Annotated in this window: 18 protein-coding genes; 11 read left to right on the top strand and 7 right to left on the bottom strand. The window is 64.5% G+C overall.

Annotation, left to right across the window (positions count from 1 at the left end; all coding sequences use genetic code 11):
- Positions 1–162 precede the first annotated feature (162 nt).
- From AAFG13_RS11355 to AAFG13_RS11330, 6 genes are all read left to right on the top strand, one after another.
- Complete coding sequence (locus AAFG13_RS11355) at positions 163–486, top strand: metalloregulator ArsR/SmtB family transcription factor (RefSeq protein ID WP_050403489.1); 324 nt, start codon at positions 163–165, stop codon at positions 484–486.
- Positions 483–914, top strand: coding sequence for an SRPBCC domain-containing protein (locus tag AAFG13_RS11350; RefSeq protein WP_092115418.1), 432 nt, complete (start codon positions 483–485; stop codon positions 912–914). The genes AAFG13_RS11355 and AAFG13_RS11350 overlap by 4 nt, the downstream gene beginning before the upstream one ends.
- A gap of 178 nt (positions 915–1,092) precedes the next feature.
- Positions 1,093–1,323 carry a hypothetical protein gene (locus AAFG13_RS11345; RefSeq protein WP_212310056.1) on the top strand — a complete coding sequence of 77 codons (231 nt, stop codon included), beginning with the start codon at positions 1,093–1,095 and terminating at the stop codon, positions 1,321–1,323.
- Positions 1,324–1,356: 33 nt separating this feature from the next.
- Entirely contained in the window at positions 1,357–1,791 is a 435-nt protein-coding gene (locus AAFG13_RS11340) for a DUF1801 domain-containing protein (RefSeq protein WP_342712040.1), read from the top strand.
- A gap of 40 nt (positions 1,792–1,831) precedes the next feature.
- The gene (locus AAFG13_RS11335; protein WP_342712039.1) at positions 1,832–2,332 is read left to right on the top strand and encodes a GNAT family N-acetyltransferase; all 501 of its coding nucleotides are present in this window, start codon (positions 1,832–1,834) and stop codon (positions 2,330–2,332) included.
- A 361-nt stretch (positions 2,333–2,693) separates the two neighbouring features.
- Positions 2,694–3,593 carry a phosphatase PAP2 family protein gene (locus AAFG13_RS11330; protein WP_342712038.1) on the top strand — a complete coding sequence of 300 codons (900 nt, stop codon included), beginning with the start codon at positions 2,694–2,696 and terminating at the stop codon, positions 3,591–3,593.
- Between the two features lie 48 nt (positions 3,594–3,641).
- Here AAFG13_RS11330 and AAFG13_RS11325 read toward each other — a convergent pair whose 3' ends face one another.
- The 7 genes from AAFG13_RS11325 to flgF form a co-directional block, all read right to left on the bottom strand.
- The gene (locus AAFG13_RS11325) at positions 3,642–4,049 is read right to left on the bottom strand and encodes a hypothetical protein (protein ID WP_342712037.1); all 408 of its coding nucleotides are present in this window, start codon (positions 4,047–4,049) and stop codon (positions 3,642–3,644) included.
- A 266-nt stretch (positions 4,050–4,315) separates the two neighbouring features.
- Positions 4,316–4,609 (bottom strand): antibiotic biosynthesis monooxygenase, encoded by a 294-nt coding sequence (locus AAFG13_RS11320; RefSeq protein WP_092125805.1) that lies wholly within the window; start codon positions 4,607–4,609, stop codon positions 4,316–4,318.
- A 96-nt stretch (positions 4,610–4,705) separates the two neighbouring features.
- Entirely contained in the window at positions 4,706–5,140 is a 435-nt protein-coding gene (locus AAFG13_RS11315; RefSeq protein WP_342712036.1) for a hypothetical protein, read from the bottom strand.
- 428 nt (positions 5,141–5,568) lie between these two features.
- On the bottom strand, positions 5,569–6,321 hold the full coding sequence (flgH, locus tag AAFG13_RS11310) for a flagellar basal body L-ring protein FlgH (protein ID WP_092115413.1): 753 nt from the start codon (positions 6,319–6,321) through the stop codon (positions 5,569–5,571).
- 5 nt (positions 6,322–6,326) lie between these two features.
- A complete protein-coding gene (gene flgA / locus AAFG13_RS11305; protein ID WP_212310050.1) occupies positions 6,327–7,382 on the bottom strand; it encodes a flagellar basal body P-ring formation chaperone FlgA in 1,056 nt (351 codons plus the stop codon).
- Between the two features lie 2 nt (positions 7,383–7,384).
- Complete coding sequence (gene flgG, locus AAFG13_RS11300; protein ID WP_092115411.1) at positions 7,385–8,173, bottom strand: flagellar basal-body rod protein FlgG; 789 nt, start codon at positions 8,171–8,173, stop codon at positions 7,385–7,387.
- A gap of 16 nt (positions 8,174–8,189) precedes the next feature.
- On the bottom strand, positions 8,190–8,954 hold the full coding sequence (gene flgF / locus AAFG13_RS11295; protein ID WP_092115410.1) for a flagellar basal-body rod protein FlgF: 765 nt from the start codon (positions 8,952–8,954) through the stop codon (positions 8,190–8,192).
- Between the two features lie 383 nt (positions 8,955–9,337).
- Between flgF and fliL the strand changes: the two genes are divergently transcribed.
- From fliL to AAFG13_RS11270, 5 genes are all read left to right on the top strand, one after another.
- Complete coding sequence (gene fliL / locus AAFG13_RS11290; RefSeq protein WP_050403480.1) at positions 9,338–9,826, top strand: flagellar basal body-associated protein FliL; 489 nt, start codon at positions 9,338–9,340, stop codon at positions 9,824–9,826.
- An 18-nt stretch (positions 9,827–9,844) separates the two neighbouring features.
- Positions 9,845–11,047, top strand: coding sequence for a flagellar motor switch protein FliM (gene fliM, locus AAFG13_RS11285; RefSeq protein ID WP_092115408.1), 1,203 nt, complete (start codon positions 9,845–9,847; stop codon positions 11,045–11,047).
- Complete coding sequence (locus AAFG13_RS11280) at positions 11,044–11,505, top strand: DUF6468 domain-containing protein (RefSeq protein WP_212310049.1); 462 nt, start codon at positions 11,044–11,046, stop codon at positions 11,503–11,505. Before fliM ends, AAFG13_RS11280 begins: the two co-directional genes overlap by 4 nt.
- A complete protein-coding gene (locus tag AAFG13_RS11275; RefSeq protein WP_342712035.1) occupies positions 11,502–12,314 on the top strand; it encodes a flagellar protein FlbB in 813 nt (270 codons plus the stop codon). Before AAFG13_RS11280 ends, AAFG13_RS11275 begins: the two co-directional genes overlap by 4 nt.
- A gap of 466 nt (positions 12,315–12,780) precedes the next feature.
- On the top strand, positions 12,781–16,650 hold the full coding sequence (locus tag AAFG13_RS11270; protein WP_342712034.1) for a tetratricopeptide repeat protein: 3,870 nt from the start codon (positions 12,781–12,783) through the stop codon (positions 16,648–16,650).
- Positions 16,651–16,653: the final 3 nt, after the last annotated feature.

Here is a 16,653-nt window from a genome sequence, read left to right as displayed (position 1 = left end):
CATAACCAGTTGGATATGGGTTTATCGAGGTGGCCGACGTTGCATCAAGCCGTGTAAGGCGGCGAGCCAGAGCGTCAGTGTGCTTTCCTCAACTTTCACTTGACCAATCCATAGCTGCTCAGTTATACGTTGATCCATAGCCAACGGGTTATTGATCGCAAAATGCCGGACGCTCACGACGTGCTGTTTCGAACCCTCGCAGACCCGACCCGCCGGGCGATATTCGAGCGCCTGTGCCGCGAGGGCGAGCAGACCGTCGGTGCGCTGACCGCGCGGGCAAAGATCTCGCAGCCGGCGGTGTCAAAGCATCTCGGCGTGCTGAAGCAGGCCGGGCTGGTGCGCGACCGCCATGAAGGAAGGCAGACGCATTACAGCGCGCAACTCGGCGCACTGGCGCCGTTGATCGACTGGACCAGCCAGATGGCGGGCTTCTGGCAGAACCGGTTCGATCACCTCGAAGATCTTCTCAAAAGGATGGACCAATGAACAAGACCACCGCTGAAACGCGCTCCGCAATCGTGGAGCGCGAGTTTCCCCATCCGCCGGAAAAGCTCTGGCGCGCGCTGACGCAACCGCATCTGATGGAGGAGTGGCTGATGAAGAACGACTTCAAGCCCGAAGTCGGGCACAGCTTCAATCTGCGCGGCGAGTGGGGCGGCGTGCTGGACTGCAAGGTGCTCACTGTGGAGCCGCACAAGACGCTGTCCTACACCTGGAATTTCGCGCATGCGGATGCCGCCTATAATCTCGAGAGCGTGGTGGTCTTCACGCTGACGCCGACAGCGAAGGGCACCCATCTGCGCGTCGAGCAGTCCGGCTTCCAGCCGCATCAGAAGCAGGCCTATGGCGGCGCCCATGCCGGGTGGAAGCAGTTCCTGGAGAATCTCGATCAGCTGCTGGTGCGGCCGGAGTGAGAATTGCTACCGCTCCATCCCCGTCATTGCGAGCCAACGGGTCGGCGCGTAGCGCCGTCCGATGACAGGCTCCGCGAAGCAATCCATCGTGCCGCATGCACGGATAGATGGATTGCTTCGTCGCTTCGCTCCTCGCAATGACGGTCTAACGACACCATCACACCCAACAGGAGGTCACATGAACTGGAACAACTGGATCAGGCAATTTCACCGCTGGCTTTCGATCGCCTTTACGGTTGCCGTCATCATCAACATCGTCGCGATGGTTCTGCAGCAGCAAGCCGTCTGGATCGGCCTGCTGGCGCTGTTCCCGCTGATCTTGATGCTGTTGAGCGGCCTGTATCTGTTCGCGTTGCCCTATCTGGCGCCGCGGATGCAGGGAGGATCGACCTCCGCATCACAAATGTGATTGCATGGGACAGGCTGGGACCACGAGGCAGCAATGACGGCATCGGAACGTATCGACCAGATGATCGAGGATCTCACCGACTGGCGCGGCAAGACGCTCGCCGGCCTGCGCAAGAGCATCCTCGCCGCCGACTCGGAAATCATCGAGGAATGGAAGTGGATGGGCAGCCCGGTGTGGTCGCGCGACGGCATCATCGCGGTCGGCAACGCCCACAAGGGCAAGGTGAAGCTGACCTTCATGTATGGCGCCCAGCTTCCGGATCCCGACAAGCTGTTCAACACCGGCTTCGAGGGCAATGTGCGGCGCGCGATCGATCTGTTCGAGGGCGACAAGATCAACGACCGCGCGCTGAAGGCCCTGATCCGTGCTGCGATCGAGCTCAACCAGGCCAAATCCAGCAAAACTGCGAAGAAGCCGGCGAAGAAGGCCGCCGCGGGCGCTCGCGCAACCGCGAAGAAGAAGGCATGAGCTGCGCCGGCATGCGGCCTGCCGATCCGGTCCGTCCGAGATGATCGAGACCAGGCTCGCCACATCGTCGGATGCGGAAGCGATCTCAGCGCTGCTGACGGCCAACGCCGGCGACCGCGGCGGCATGCTGCTCGGGCAATGGCCGCGCGAGGTGATTGAGACGCGCATTGCACGCGGGCAATCGATCGTCATCGCGATCGGCGATGAGGGCAGGCTGCTCGGTGCGCTCCTGACGTCAGACAAAGGATTCGGCGAGGCCCCGCCGGTGCAGGCCATGCTGAAGGCCTGGCGTGGCGGCCCCGGTGCGTATGTGTATGGCCCCGTGTGCGTCGCCCCGGACGCGCGCGGCTGCGGCGTCCTCGACGCGCTCTACGCCAGGCTTCAGGCCACGTTTCCCGGCCGCGAAGCGATCCTGTTCATCAGGGAAGACAATCCGCGCTCGCTCAAGGCGCATCTGCGGCTCGGCATGCGCGCGGTCGCGCGATACGACTTCGGCGGCAAGGTTTTCGTGGTCCTGAGCGACAGGCCCGACTCCGAATAGCCTGGATCGCGCCGGGAACCTGAGTTCTGCGCACGGGAACTCCAGTCCCGTTGTCAGCAATATCGGGAAATAAATCGTTCACCATCGGATGCGAATGACCGGCGACCTGCCACAGGTTGTATTGGCTTACCAACGCAATTGGAGGCGTGGCGGCTAAACCTGTGGCTGTGGAATGAGCGGGTCTCGTGTCGAGGCGCCCGCTGGAATGGCAGTCGCAATGTTCAGTCAGTTGGTTGGTCCGTCACGGGCCGCGTCGTCGGCCGACACCGATGTCGCACAGCAGGCCTCCCCGAGAACAGCAGCCACGAGCGAGGAAACTCGCATCCCGCAACCCCATCAGCGGGTCGAGCGTGGCGCATGGTTGATTGGCATCACCGCGAGCGGTTTCGCCGGCTTCCTGCTCTGGAGATTCGAGATCGCAGTCGAGCCCGAAAGCCTGGCGCTGTTTTCGGGCCTGATGGGGTTTCTCCTTGCCGTCCATATCGTCTATGGCAGATGGCGGTCCGCGCCGGTTCTGTCCAACCTGGCAGGAGCGGTTGCCGTCTTCTTCTGGTCGGCCGCGGCGGCAGCAACAATCAGCCTCGTTGGCCTGAGATACAAGTTCCCCCTGATCGATGGCAGTCTCGCCGATGCCGATCGCTTCATCGGGATCGATTTGCCGTCCATCATCCTGTGGTTTGCAAACCATCCCTGGCTGACCGAGCTGCTCGCCGCCGCCTATTGCAGCTCATTCGTCCAGGTGGCCGTGCTGTTCGTGCTCTTGGCGGCGACAAAGCGCTTCGACAAGCTTTGGCAACTTGCATTCGTGTTCGCCTTGACGATCGTTGCATCGACGATGTTTTCGGTGTTCTGGCCCGCCAAGGGGGCCTTTGTCTATTTCGATCATCCCGTCGCGATCCTCGATGCGCTGCCCGAGCACGCGGGGATCTATCACCTCGCGAAGTTCGAGTACTTCCGCAACGGCGTATCTCCGGAATTGTCGTTGAGCAATTTGCAGGGCGTCGTGACCTTTCCGTCGTTCCACACCTGTCTTGCCTTGATGACGGTCTTCGCAACGATCGGCACACGGTGGCTGTTCGGCATCACGCTGATCTGGAATCTCCTCGTCCTCGTCTCGACGCTTCCGATCGGCGGCCATTACGTCATCGACCTGACCTGCGGTGCGCTGCTGTGGCTGGCGGCGATGAGGATCGAGGCGATGCTCGGCAGTTCGTTCATGACCTTGCGCGGAATGCCGATGCCGGAAGCCGTGTCCGCCTAGCGATCGAGGCGAGGCGGCAAGGCCTGCTGAGATCAAGGCCTGCCGAGATCAAAGTATCGTCCGCGGCTCCACTGTATCGGCAAGGCGTTTCGCGTCGCGGACAAGCGGGTAGATTCCGATGCACGTCAGCACGCCGAACACGATTGCGCCGAATGTCCGCGTGAAGTCTGCCGACTGCAAGATCACGGCCATCACCGCGATGCCAAAACCCGACGAGAGCATGGCGAAGAAAAGATAAGACCAGAGGAATTGAGTTGCCTGCTGATTGGCCATATCGCCGGCAGCGAGCCGGCGAACCTCGCGGCGCGTCCAGAACCAGTCGGAGATGACGGGGACCGCGAGTAGAATCGTGACGGCGAGCGAGAGGCCATCGAAGCGCTTGATCGTGCTTGCGAGGCACAAGCCGAACACAAAGGCGCCGACGGCGCCGCAGGAAGCATGCGCGACGAGCTTCATGACCGTGGTCGGCCTGGTGCCCATTGCGGTCGTGTCCGTGCTCGTTCCGCTCATGTGGCGTTCGCGGCATCCTACCGCGAACCCCGGCGATTGTCGCATGGATCGGGAGCTTTCGTCCGGACGCCTGTAACCCCAGAGCTATCGCATCTGGCATCAACCGGGCTTTTCGCACCGTCATGGCCGGGCTTGTCCCGGCCATCCACGTCCTTCTTCGCAAGGAGACGAAGACGTAGATGCCCCGGACAAGCTCGGGCATGACGAACTCATCACGCCTTGGTGTGCACGATCACCGGACCGGCAATTGCGGTGACTTGCCCGATCAGCAATGGGCCGAGATTGTCATCGATCCAGGCCAGTGCGCGGCGGTTGGCTTCCTCGGCGCCGGCATGGTTGTTGAAGACGCTGATCGCGGTGACCGTGTCGTCGCCGGCATAGACCACGTAATAGGCCATGAAGCCTTCGACATCGCTGATGATCGGAATTGCGCCTTCCTTGATCCGGCGCGCGAGTTCTTCGGCGCTACCAGTCTTCGCCTTGGCGTGACGGATGGCGGCATACATGCGTTCCTCCTTCCGGCTGTATCGATCGGGCTGCGCTTCGCGCATGCGCGATGCTACGCCTGAAGGGGCGGAGATGCCATCGGGATTGCGGACGGATCAGCTGAAGCGCCGGGTCACGACGGTCGTACGGCGGTCGGGGAGCTTCGGCAGCCTCGTCACATCCGCGCGCGTTGCCGTGGTTTTTGGACCGGGGGCGGGCGCCTGCTCCTGTTGCTGCAGAAACAGCGTGGCTTCGAACAACACGCCGGGGGCCTGCTTGGCGGTGCCCGAGCACACCGCGCGATTGCCGTTGAAGGTACCGGTCAGCTGCGCCTCGACCTCGTCGCATCCGAACACGGTGGTGAACGGGCCGTCGGCATATCTGTGCGTCGTCAGGACCGCCGTGAAGCGGTCCTCATCGAGCTGATAGGAGCCGCCATAGGTGAACATGGCGTCGCCGCCTGTGATCCTGCCGTTTGCGAGCTGGACTATTCCGGTGCCTTCGCCGCGCGGCGTGCGAAACCACGCCGCATATTGACCGTCTCTTTGCATGACCGTCACGAACTGCAAACCCTGCGTTGTCGTCTAGCTACGTTGCAAGCGGAGGGACTGCTACTTAACCTTCGCCCAACGGTTAACGAACCGAGAAGCCGATCGCGCGACTTGCGCGAAGCGGTATCGGACTGGTGCGCGACGATCGCGCGAGAGACCTTTTCTGTTCAGATGGAATCGGAACGGGCTCTCGATTGTTGTCTTGACGCGTTTTCTTCACGCGAACCGGTGTCCGCTTCGCTCGAAAACACGCTAGTGCATTCGACCGGTCACAAGAATGCCACGGCCCTCGCCAGGGGAGCTAGCGAGGGCCGCGTTGGTACACCGCGCCGCGCCTAGGTTCGCGACGAGATGTGGGAGCTCGAAAAAATCTTACTTAGGCATGGTCCTTATCCGAAAACCGGTTTCCACTTTTCGGGATCATGCCGTTAGAAGGGCAAGAGCACGTCGAGAACCTGCTGGCCGTAGCGCGGCTGTTGCACGTCGGTGATCTGGCCGCGGCCGCCATAGGCGATGCGGGCCTGGGCGATCTTCGAGGAGTCGATGGTGTTGTCGCTCTGGATGTCTTCCGGGCGCACGATGCCGGCCACGATCAGCTCGCGGATTTCGTAGTTGACGCGGATCTCCTGCTTGCCTTCGACGACAAGGTTTCCGTTCGGGAGAATCTGGGTGACGACGGCGGCGACGCTGGTCTGCAGCGCTTCCTGGCGATTGACCGAGCCCTTGCCGTCGCTCGAGGCCGTGGATTCGGCGGTCAGGATCTTGCCGGGCAGAATCTTGTTGGCTTGCGTGATGGTCTGCGATCCCAGGAAGTTGGTCACCCCGGAATCTTCGGAATTGCTGCGGCTGCGCTGGGTTTCGTTGGCGATCGCGGCCTTGTCGGTGAAGTTCACCGTGACCGTCAGGATGTCGCCGACGCGCGCGGCGCGCTGGTCCTTGAAGAAGGCGCGCGAGCCGCTGCGCCACAGCGAGTTGGGGCTGTAGGAGGCGACCTCGGGCTTCGGCATCGGCATCTGCACCGGCTTGTAGCCGGGCTGCGCCGTCGGGTTCTCGATCTCGGTCAGCTTCGGCTTTTCGCCGATCTGGGAGAGACGGTCGATCGACGAGCAACCGCTGGCGATCGTTCCGAGTGCGAGCAGCGCACCGGTCAGGATGAGGCGGTTGATGCGGTACTGGGACATGAACTTTACTCGGCGTTTGGTGCGACTGAACTCAGCTTGACGGGAGCGGAATCTGACGAGGCGGCGTCGGCGGCCGGCGCTGCGCGCGGGGTTGCGACCGAGATCGAAACCTCGCCGCGGCCGGTGACGACGCCGGAGACGGCGCGCTTGGACTGCAAATTCATCACGTTGACGACGTCGCCCTCGGCGCCGCCATCCATCGCCTTGCCGCGGATCGTGAGGTAGAGACCGGAGGTGCGGTAGACCAGCGTGACGTTCTGGTCGCGGGTCACGAGATCGGGTTTTGCCATGTCGGCCGTGCGCAGCGCCTGGCCGGCGCGGATCTGGCGGCGCATCTGCATGCCGACGGCGCCGTCGCGCACCGCGGCGTCGTTGCCGATTTCGGCTTTCGGACGGCGCTCGACCACCACGTCGGAGGCTTTCAGCACGTCGCCGCGTTCGACATTGCGCGTCAGCACGGCGGCCTCGATGGTCTCGATCGCGGTGCCGGTGAGGCGCAGCTTGTACGGAGCCGTGCCGGCTTCGTTGCTGACCTCGAAGGTGACGTCGAAGCGCGTCGAGCGCTGGTCGTAGCGCACGGCGACGGGCTGCATCGCGCCGGTGCTGGTTGCCTCGAGGCGGATATCGCCGGGATCGCGGTCGAAGGTCAGCGCGATGCTGCCGGCCCTGCCGAGCCCGTGGCGGCCCTCCAGCGCGCGCGATACCTGCTGCTCGATCTCCTTGCTGTCGATGATGCGCGCGGGCCGGGTGACGGTGATCTCCTTCAGCTCGCGGGTGTCGACGCCGATCACCTGGTGGGTGCGCAGCACGTTCAGCACCTGCGCGACCGGCAGCGTGCCTGTGGTGCCGAGGTCGGGCGCGCGGTAGATCGCGATGCTGCCGGCGCTGCCGGCGTTGTCGATGAGGTCGCCGACCCGCACGATGTCGTCCGCGACCGTGACGCTGGCGCGCAGTGTCGGCACTGCGATGCTCTCGCCGCGGCTTTGCGCGGCGGCTGGCAGCGCGGTCACCGCGAGCAGCGCGGCTGCGATCAGGAATGAGCGGGCGATCATCGACATCATCCTCAGCGGAACAGGTTGGAGGTCGACTGCATCATCTGGTCGGCCGCGGAGACCACCTTCGAGTTCATCTCATAGGCGCGCTGCGCGGCGATCAGGTCGGAGATTTCCGAGACCACTTCGACGTTGGCCTGTTCGAGGTTGCTCTGCTGCATGTCGCCATAGCCGTCGGTGTTGGCGATGCCGTCCTGCGGCTGGCCGGAGGCCGGCGTTTCCTGGAACAGGTTGTCGCCGATCGGCATCAGGCCGGCCTTGTTGATGAAGCGGGTCAGGCCGACCTGGCCGATGTTGGTCGATGCGGTCTGGCCCGGCAGCGTCACCGAGACCTGGCCCTGCGCATTGATGGTGAGGCCGGAGGCGTTCTGCGGGATCGTGATCGTCGGCTGCAGCAAATTGCCCTGCGCGTTGACGATGCGGCCCTGGTTGTCCATCTGGAACGAGCCGTCGCGGGTGTAGGTGAAGGTGCCGTCCGGCATCAGGATCTTGAAGAAGCCTTCGCCGCGGATCGCGATGTCGAGATCGTTGCCGGTCGGCGACAGCGTGCCCTGGGTCATCATCCGCGGCGTGCCGACGGTCTTGACGCCGCCGCCGAGGTCGATGCCCATCGGCATGATGGTGTTCTGGTCGGAGGCCTGCGCGCCGACCCGGCGCACATGGTCGTAGATCAGGTCCTGGAACGCGGCGCGCTGCTTCTTGTAGCCGGTGGTACGCAGGTTCGCGATGTTGTTGGAGATCACCTGAACGCTGAGTTCCTGTGCCGCCATTCCGGTCGCCGCGGTATAAAGTGCGCGCATCGTTCAATCCCCCGGATCAGTTCGGCACGTCGGCGAGTTTCTCGATCGCCGATTTGTGCAGGTCGCTCTGCTGCTGGAGCAGCGAGGCGATTTGGGTGTAGGTCCGCGTGATCTCGATCATGCGGCTCATCTCGACGACGGAATTGACGTTCGACTTCTCGATGAAGCCCTGGCGGATCTGCGCCTTGGTGTCCGGCTGCGGCACCGCGCCTTCGCCCGGCACATAGAGGTTGGAGCCTTCCTTCAGCAGGCGCTGGGCCTGCGCGAACGAGACCAGGCGCAGTTTGCCGCGGATCGAGTCGAGGCGGGACGTGCCCTCGAGCACGCTGACGTTGCCGTCGGGGGCGATGTTGACGTCGTGATCGGTCTGCTGGAACGTGATCGGGCCGGCGGTGCCGAGCACCTGGTAGCCTGAGGCGGTGACGAGCTGGCCGCGATTGTTGATCTGAAGGTTGCCGTCGCGGGTGTAGCGCTCGCCGCCCGGCGTCTGCACCACCAGGAAGGCGTTGCCGTCGATCGCGACATCGAGCGGGTTCTTGGTCTCTTCGGTCGGGCCCTGCGAGAAGTCGTGGAAGGTCGCGCGGTCCTGCACGAAGGAGACGCGGCGGTCGGAGGACGCGAAATTGTCTTCATGCGCGTTCGAGGACAGATATTCCTGGAACAGCGACCGGTCGGCCTTGTAGCCGTTGGTGTTCATGTTCGCGATGTTGTTGGAAACGACATCCATCTGCCGTTCCAGCACCATCTGCTTCGATAGTCCGACCAGAAGCGTATTCTGCATCGGTGGTTCTCCCCTGTGAGGTGATCCGATGCGAAAGGTTCTCCCAAACCTTCACGCCGGACCGTCGGTAACCATTGGGTTCTCCCAAACCCGCCGGTCACGTCGTCCTCTCAGCGAAACCCGTGCCAACTTGAAATAATCAGATATTTGAATGGGTTAGGTGTTTTGCAGGGAGCCGTGCCGGGCGGCAGAAAGGTCTTGTTGACCATGTTTGCCCGGCAGTTTTTTCCTAGTTGAAGGTAAATCCTAATCTTCCGTTAACCATTATGACCCCAGTGTTGCCGGCATTGGGGCGCGTGTGCGCCGGCGGCCTTTGTATCGCGTCTTCAAGCCAAAGCTGGGGCAAATCGCGTTCGCATCCTTCAGGTTGAAGCGAGCGGACGATGGCGGACGAGGAAAAGACGGATAGCGGCGAGGGCGCGGCCGCTCCGAAGAAGGGCAAGCTCAAGCTGATCATCGCCGTCGTCGGCTTCCTCGTCGTGCTCGGCGCGGGGGCGGGCGGATGGTTCTTCTTCATGCGCGGTCACGGCGAGGAGCAGCACGCCGAAGCGCCGCCGCCGAAGCCGCCGAGCTTTGTCGACGTGCCCGACATGCTGGTCAATCTGGTCGGCGCGCCCGGCGAGCGGGTGCAATATCTCAAGCTGAAGCTCGTGCTCGAGATCAAGGAAGAGAAGCAGGTCGAGGCGATCAAGCCGGCGCTGCCGCGCGTCACCGACCTGTTCCAGACCTACATGCGCGAACTGCGCCCGAGCGATCTCAACGGCTCGGCCGGCCTGTTCCGTCTCAAGGAAGAGCTGACCAAGCGCGTCAACCTCGCGCTGGCGCCCAACCAGGTCAACGCGGTGCTGTTCAAGGAAGTCGTGATCCAGTGACGGGGCGGATGTAAAGCCATGGCCGGCAACGACCAGATGGACCAGGACGCCATTGCGGCCCAATGGGAAGCCTCGCTCGATTCCGAGGATCCCGCGGCGGCCGCGGCGGAAGCTGCCAAGAACGAGCTGACCGAGAACATGGCGCTGCAATGGGCCGCCATGGTCGAGGACGGCAGCCGCGACTTCGGCGGCAAGAACACCAATGGCGAGCGCGTGCTGTCGCAGGAGGAGATCGACAATCTCCTCGGCTTCACGGTCGGCGACGTCAGCCTCGACGATCATTCCGGCATCCGCGCTATCATCGATTCCGCGATGGTGTCATACGAGCGTCTGCCGATGCTCGAAATCGTGTTCGACCGCCTGGTGCGGTTGATGACGACCAGCTTGCGCAATTTCACCTCCGACAACGTCGAGGTCTCGCTCGACCGCATCACCTCGGTGCGCTTCGGCGACTACATGAACTCGATCCCGCTGCCGGCGGTGCTCTCGGTGTTCAAGGCGGAGGAGTGGGAGAATTTCGGCCTCGCCATGGTCGACTCCAACCTGATCTATTCGATGATCGACGTGCTGCTCGGCGGCCGCCGCGGCCAGACCCAGCTCAAGATCGAGGGCCGGCCCTACACCACGATCGAGACCAACCTCGTGAAGCGGCTGGTCGAGGTGGTGCTGTCGGATGCCGAGCAGGCGTTCCGGCCGCTGTCGCCGGTGACCTTCACGATCGACCGGCTCGAGACCAATCCGCGCTTTGCCGCGATCAGCCGCCCGGCCAACGCGGCGATCCTGGTGCGCCTGCGCATCGACATGGAAGACCGCGGCGGCAATGTCGAATTGCTGCTGCCCTACGCCACCATCGAGCCGATCCGCAACGTTCTGTTGCAGATGTTCATGGGCGAAAAGTTCGGCCGCGATCCGATCTGGGAAGGCCATTTCGCCACCGAAGTGGCGCAGGCCGAGATTGCGGTCGATGCGGTGCTGTACGAGGCCGATATCCCGCTCAAGGAACTGATGAAGCTCAAGGTCGGCGACACGCTGCCGCTGGATATCCGTTCCGACGCGCTGGTCTCGGTCCGTTGCGGCAATGTCACCCTGACGGAGGGCCGCATGGGCCGCGTCGGCGACCGCGTCGCGATCCGCGTCACCAAGAATTTGCGTAAACCCCAAACCACCTTCGCGATGTTCGAGAAGGCGGACGAGCGGACCAAGATGATGGAGGCACCATGAGTCATGTGCTTGGACTAGCAATCGAGAGTCTGGTAGCCGTGCTGCTGATGCTGACGATCGGCTATTGCTGGCTGCTCAACAAGCGGCTGCAACGGCTGAAGGCGGACGAGCATTCGCTGAAGGCGACGATCGCCGAATTGATCACCGCGACCGAGATCGCCGAGCGGGCGATCGGCGGGTTGAAGCACGCGGTGCGCGACGTCAACGAGAACCTCGGCAACCAGCTCGACGCGGCGGTGCAGATGTCGGCGCAGCTGAAGAATCAGCTGGCGGAAGGCGACCACGTGGTGCGCCGCCTGTCCAAGATCGCGATGGCCGCGCGGCCGCCGGAGCCCGCGCATGCGCCGGCACCCGCCGCGCCGGTGGCGCAGGCGCCCAGGGTTTCGGCCGCGCGCGCGGTTGCCGCGGCGGCTGAAGCCTTCACCGAGCGCAGGAGGGCCGGCGGCCTCGCTGCATGAAGTTGCTTCGTGACATCAGAGTGATGCCCGTGGTGCTGGTTGCGATCTTCGGCCTGATGGTGCTGAAGGTCGCGGGCCTCGTGCTCGATGGCGGTTACGTGTTTGCCGACGACGCGCCGCCGGCCGGCCCGGCCGGTCCATCTTGGGCGCAGCAGAATTTCAACTTCCCCGGCGCTCCCAAGACGGTTGCCGACGGCAAGTTCAAGGCCGATCCCGGCGACATCACGGGATCGGTCGAGGGCAAGGACGCGAAGAAGGACGAGGCACCGAAACCGGCCGCACCGGCCGCGGAGGCGCCCAAGCCCGACGGCGTGGTGGTCAATCTGGATGCGCCGCCGCCGGTGTCGGCCTCCGAACGCGCGATCCTGGAACGGCTGCAGTCGCGCCGCCAGGAACTCGAGACGCGTGCCCGCGAGGTCGAGATTCGCGAAAGCCTCCTGAAGGCCGCGGAGAAGCGCATCGAGGCCAAGGTCGAGGAGGCCAAGGCCAATGACGCGAAGACGAATGCCGATGCGGCGGCAAAGGCAGAAGCCGACGCCGCCCGTTTCAAGGGCATCGTCACCATGTACGAGAACATGAAGCCGAAGGACGCCGCAAAAGTGTTCGATCGGCTGGAGATGACCGTGCTCTACCAGATCGCCTCGCAGATCCAGCCTCGCAAGATGTCCGACATCCTCGGCCTGATGCAGCCCGAGGCCGCCGAACGGCTCACGGTCGAACTCGCCCGCCGCGCCGGCGGCGACAAGTCGGTATCAACAGACGATCTTCCCAAGATCGAAGGCAAGATGCTCACGCCGAAGACGAATTGACGGACCGCGTGAGCTTCAGAGGCTGACTTTCGGCGGGTTTGCGCCCGCAAGCCAGGCGCCGCGCCTTCGCGACGTCGGCGATAGCCGTAGCGACGAAAGATGGATCGTCTTCATCCAGCGCCGCTGCAATACAAGCGGTTTGCTGCTCAACTGCTTTCAGATGATTCTGGATGTCGAATCTCGCCGTAGTGAGCGGCAGCTTGAACCACCCATTTCCGCGAGCCGTTCCAATGTGATGGCAAGTATTCTTTAACCATACTACAAACGCGTTCGACTGACAGATTACCGCAGGGGCGAAGCCGCCTCCGAAACCCGCTTCAAAGACACCTTCCTGGTCCCCTCGTAGCGTCCTCTGAAACAATCCATTGACGTTAACAGCTCCTTAACGCCGCCCGATCCAAGATCGGGACGCGTGGGCGAGGGCGCTTCGCGCTGGTATGGCAGAGGTCCGAGAAGACGTTTCGAGATGGCGCGAACGGCTGCCGCTGAAACATGGTCGCTAGGCCGCGCCTGGGCGCGGACTGCCCGTCTGTGCCTGCTCGCCACTGGCCTTGCCCTCACAAACCTCACATATCCAGCCACAGTGCGGGCCCAAGACCTGCCGCCCGTGCCGGGCGAGGCGACATTCTCGGCCGCGAACGGCTATGCCCGGCTGGTGCTGAAGCTGAAGGAGGATGTCGAGTCGGAGGTCACGACCGCCGGCTCGATCATCGTGATCCGCTTCAAGCGTCCAGTCGATATCCCCGTCGAGAAACTCTCGGATGCGGTGCCCGATTATGTCGGCGCCGCGCGCCGCGATCCCGACGGTTCGGCGATCCGCCTGTCGCTGGCGCGGCGCGTCACCATCAACACCATGACCGCCGGCGAGCGCATCTTCGTCGACTTTCTCCCCGACGGCTGGACCGGCCCGCCGCCGTCGCTGCCGCAGGAAGTGATCCGCGAACTGGCGGAGCGCGCCCGTGCCGCCGAGCGTCTGTTGCGCATCCAGCGCGCCGCCGATGCCGCCAAGAAGAAGCCGCCGATCCGGGTTCGCGCACTGGTGCAGCCCACCTTCGTCCGTTTCGTGTTCGAGGTTCCCGACGGGGTCAGCGTCTCCTCGGTGCTGAACGAGCAGAAGCTGACGCTGTCCTTCAACTCGGTCCTGAGCTTCGACCTAGCCGATGCCAAGGTTGCCGCTCCCCCGAACGTCGCGTCGATCAGCTCGCGCGCCGACACGGATACCTCGGCGGTCGACGTGACGCTGATTGGCGATGTCGACGTGCATTCGTTCCGCGACGAAAAGAACTACATTGTCGATGTCGCCTTCCAGCAGAGCGAGCAGCAGCCGGCGGCGAAGCCCTCGCTGAGCTCGTTGTTGCCGACGCCGCGCGGCAAACCGAAGGGTGCGGCTGCGATCGCGCCGGTGACGTCGGAAAGCATCGCGCAGCAGGCCAAGATCGAGATCAAGTCCGAGCAACCCAAATCTGAGCAATCCAAGTCCGAGCAATCCAAGGCAGAGCAACCCAAGGCGGAGCCGGCCAAGTCGGAACAGGTAAAGTCCGAGCCGGTAAAGTCCGAACAGGTGCAGTCGGAGCCGGTCAAGCCCGAACAGGCCACGACCGAACAACCGGCGCCCGCGCCCGTCAAATCGGAACAGCCGAGATCCGAGCTGCCTAATTCGGAGCTGCCGAAGATCGCCGCGGCGCCGGCGGCTGACGTCGAGAAAGCCGCTGCACCGGCCGCGCCGCGCGAGGGCAGCGCTGCGACGGCACAGAGCGACGCGCCAAAGCCTGCGCTTGCTGTCGCGACCGCGCCGGCCATGGAGGCGCCGAAGCCAGCGGCGGCGCCATCGCCGCCTGCCGAAGCCCGCGCCAACGCCAAGTCTGCTGCCAGTTCCGCGGTCGAAGCCCAGCGCGACAGCGACGGGTTGCGGGTGACGTTCTCATTCCCCGGCGTGACGCCGGCGGCGCTGTTCCGTCGCGCCGACACGGTGTGGATGGTGTTCGACACGCCTGAGGCGATCGACGTCGATCCGATCCGCGCCAAGGCCGGCTCGCTGATATCAGACGTCAGCCGGATCGCGCTGGAGAAAGGGCAGGCGGTGCGCTTCCGCCTCAACAGGCCGCAGATGCCGTCACTCGAGAGCGACGATCGCTCGCGCGGCGTGAGCTGGACGCTGACCTTCGCCGACCGGGTGCAGAAGCCGCCGCTGCCGCTCAGCGTGGTGCGCAACATCAGCGAGCCCTCGCTCGCCAATGTCAGCGTGCCGCTCGCCAATTCCGGCCAGCTCCACAGACTGATCGATCCCGACGCGGGCGATACGCTCTGGGTCGTGACCGCGCCGCCGCCGACCCGCGGCATCATCAAGCGGCAGGACTTTGTCGAGCTCTCATTGCTGGAATCGATCCACGGCGTCGTGGTTCATCCGAACGCCGACGACGTCAAGGCGGAGGTCGGCGCCGACAAGGTGACGCTGGGCCGGCCCGGCGGCCTGACGCTGTCGTCGGCCGACGTCGCCGCCGAGCGCGCGACCGCGGCGGTGAAGCCGCTGTTCGATCCGGACGAGTGGCGCAAGAACCAGTCGGAGAATTTCCTCAAGCAGCTCGACGGCCTGATCGCGGCGGCTTCGACGGCCAATGCCGAGCAGCTGCCGCAGGCGCGGCTCGATCTCGCCGATTTCTACATGGCACGCGCCATGTACCAGGAAGCCCATGGTGTCGCCAATCTGATACTGTCCGAAAGCAAGCGCGGCAGCGAGGCGGCCTCCGTGGTGATGGTGCACGCGGTTGCCAGCATCCTGATCGGGCACCCGGCGCAGGGCCTCAAGGACCTCGCCAATCCCGTGATCGGCAACGGTTACGATTCTCAATTGTGGAAGGGGCTCGCCTTCGCCCGCGAGGGCAAATGGCCCGAGGCGCGCGAAAAGTTCAAGAACGCCGAATTCGCGGTCGCGACGCTGCCGCCCGATCTGCAGCGCATCGTCACGATCGACTCGATGAAGGCCTCGCTCGAGGTCAAGGACTATGCCGGCGCCGCGCGGCGCAAGAGCGATCTCGACGTGGTCGGCATTCCCGACGCGCTCAAGCCCGCGGTTGCGGTGCTGCGCGGCCGGCTCGCCGAAGCGCTCGGCCAGGAGAAGGATGCGCTCGACGCCTATCGCTTCGCCGCCGGTTCGCCCGACCGGCAGGCCGCCGCCGAAGGCAGACTGCTGGAGACGCTGCTGCGGCAGAAGCGCGGCGAGATCGGCCGCGACGATGTGCTGAAGGAGCTCGAGCTCTTGTCGATGCTGTGGCGCGGCGACAATATCGAGCTGAAGACGTTGTATGTGCTGTCGCAGATCTATGCCGAGACCGCGCGCTATGCCGATGCCTTCGCGGTGACCCGTGCGGCGACCCGGCTGCAGCCGAACGCGCCGGAATCGCGCCAGGCGCAGGATGCCGCCTCGGCGTTGTTCGTGCAGCTCTATCTCGGCCCGAAGGGCGACGAGATGGCGCCAATCGATGCGCTCGGCACGTTCTACGATTATCGCGAGCTGACGCCGATCGGCCGCCGCGGCGACGAGATGATCCGCCGTCTCGCCGACCGTCTCGTCGGCGTCGATCTGCTCGACCAGGCCGCCGACCTCCTGCAGTACCAGGTCGACAAGCGGCTCGAAGGCGCGGCGCGCGCGCAGGTCGCCGCGCGGCTTGCGATGGTCTATCTGATGAACCGCAAGCCCGACCGCGCCATTGGCGCGCTGCGCTCGACCCGGATCGCGGATCTCTCCGGCGAACTGCGCCAGCAGCGGCTGCTGCTCGAGGCGCGCGCGCAGAGCGACGTCGGCCGGCACGACCTCGCGCTCGACATCATCTCGAACATCACCGGCCGCGAGGCGATCCGGCTGCGTTCGGACATCTATTGGGCGTCGCGGCACTGGCGCGAGGCGTCCGAGCAGATCGAGCTCTATTACGGCGACCGCTGGCGCGATTTCACGCCGCTCAACCCGAGCGAGAAGGCCGACATCATCCGCGCCGTGGTCGGCTACGCGCTCGCCGAGGACGCCATCGGGCTGTCCCGGTTCCGCGAGAAATACGCGCCGCTGATGTCCGGCGATGCCGACAGACTGGCGTTCGACGCGGCCAGCAAGCCGGTAGCGACCTCGAGCGCCGAATTCGCCCAGATCGCGCGGATGGCCGCCAGCGTCGACACGCTCGACGGCTTCATCCGCGAGATGAAGACCCGCTTCCCGGACGCCACCGCCCGCGCGCCGCTGCCCGATCCGGTCACGACCGGATCGCTGGCCGACGGGCCAAGGGCCGCGCCGGTCAGCACGCTCCCGGTCATCAAGGGCGAGCGCCGCGCCGGCGCGACGCCGTAGCGG

Source organism: Bradyrhizobium sp. B124, assembly GCF_038967635.1.
Lineage (GTDB): Bacteria > Pseudomonadota > Alphaproteobacteria > Rhizobiales > Xanthobacteraceae > Bradyrhizobium.
Note: the sequence above shows the minus strand (reverse complement) of the source record. Positions and strands in the feature narration are given on the sequence as shown.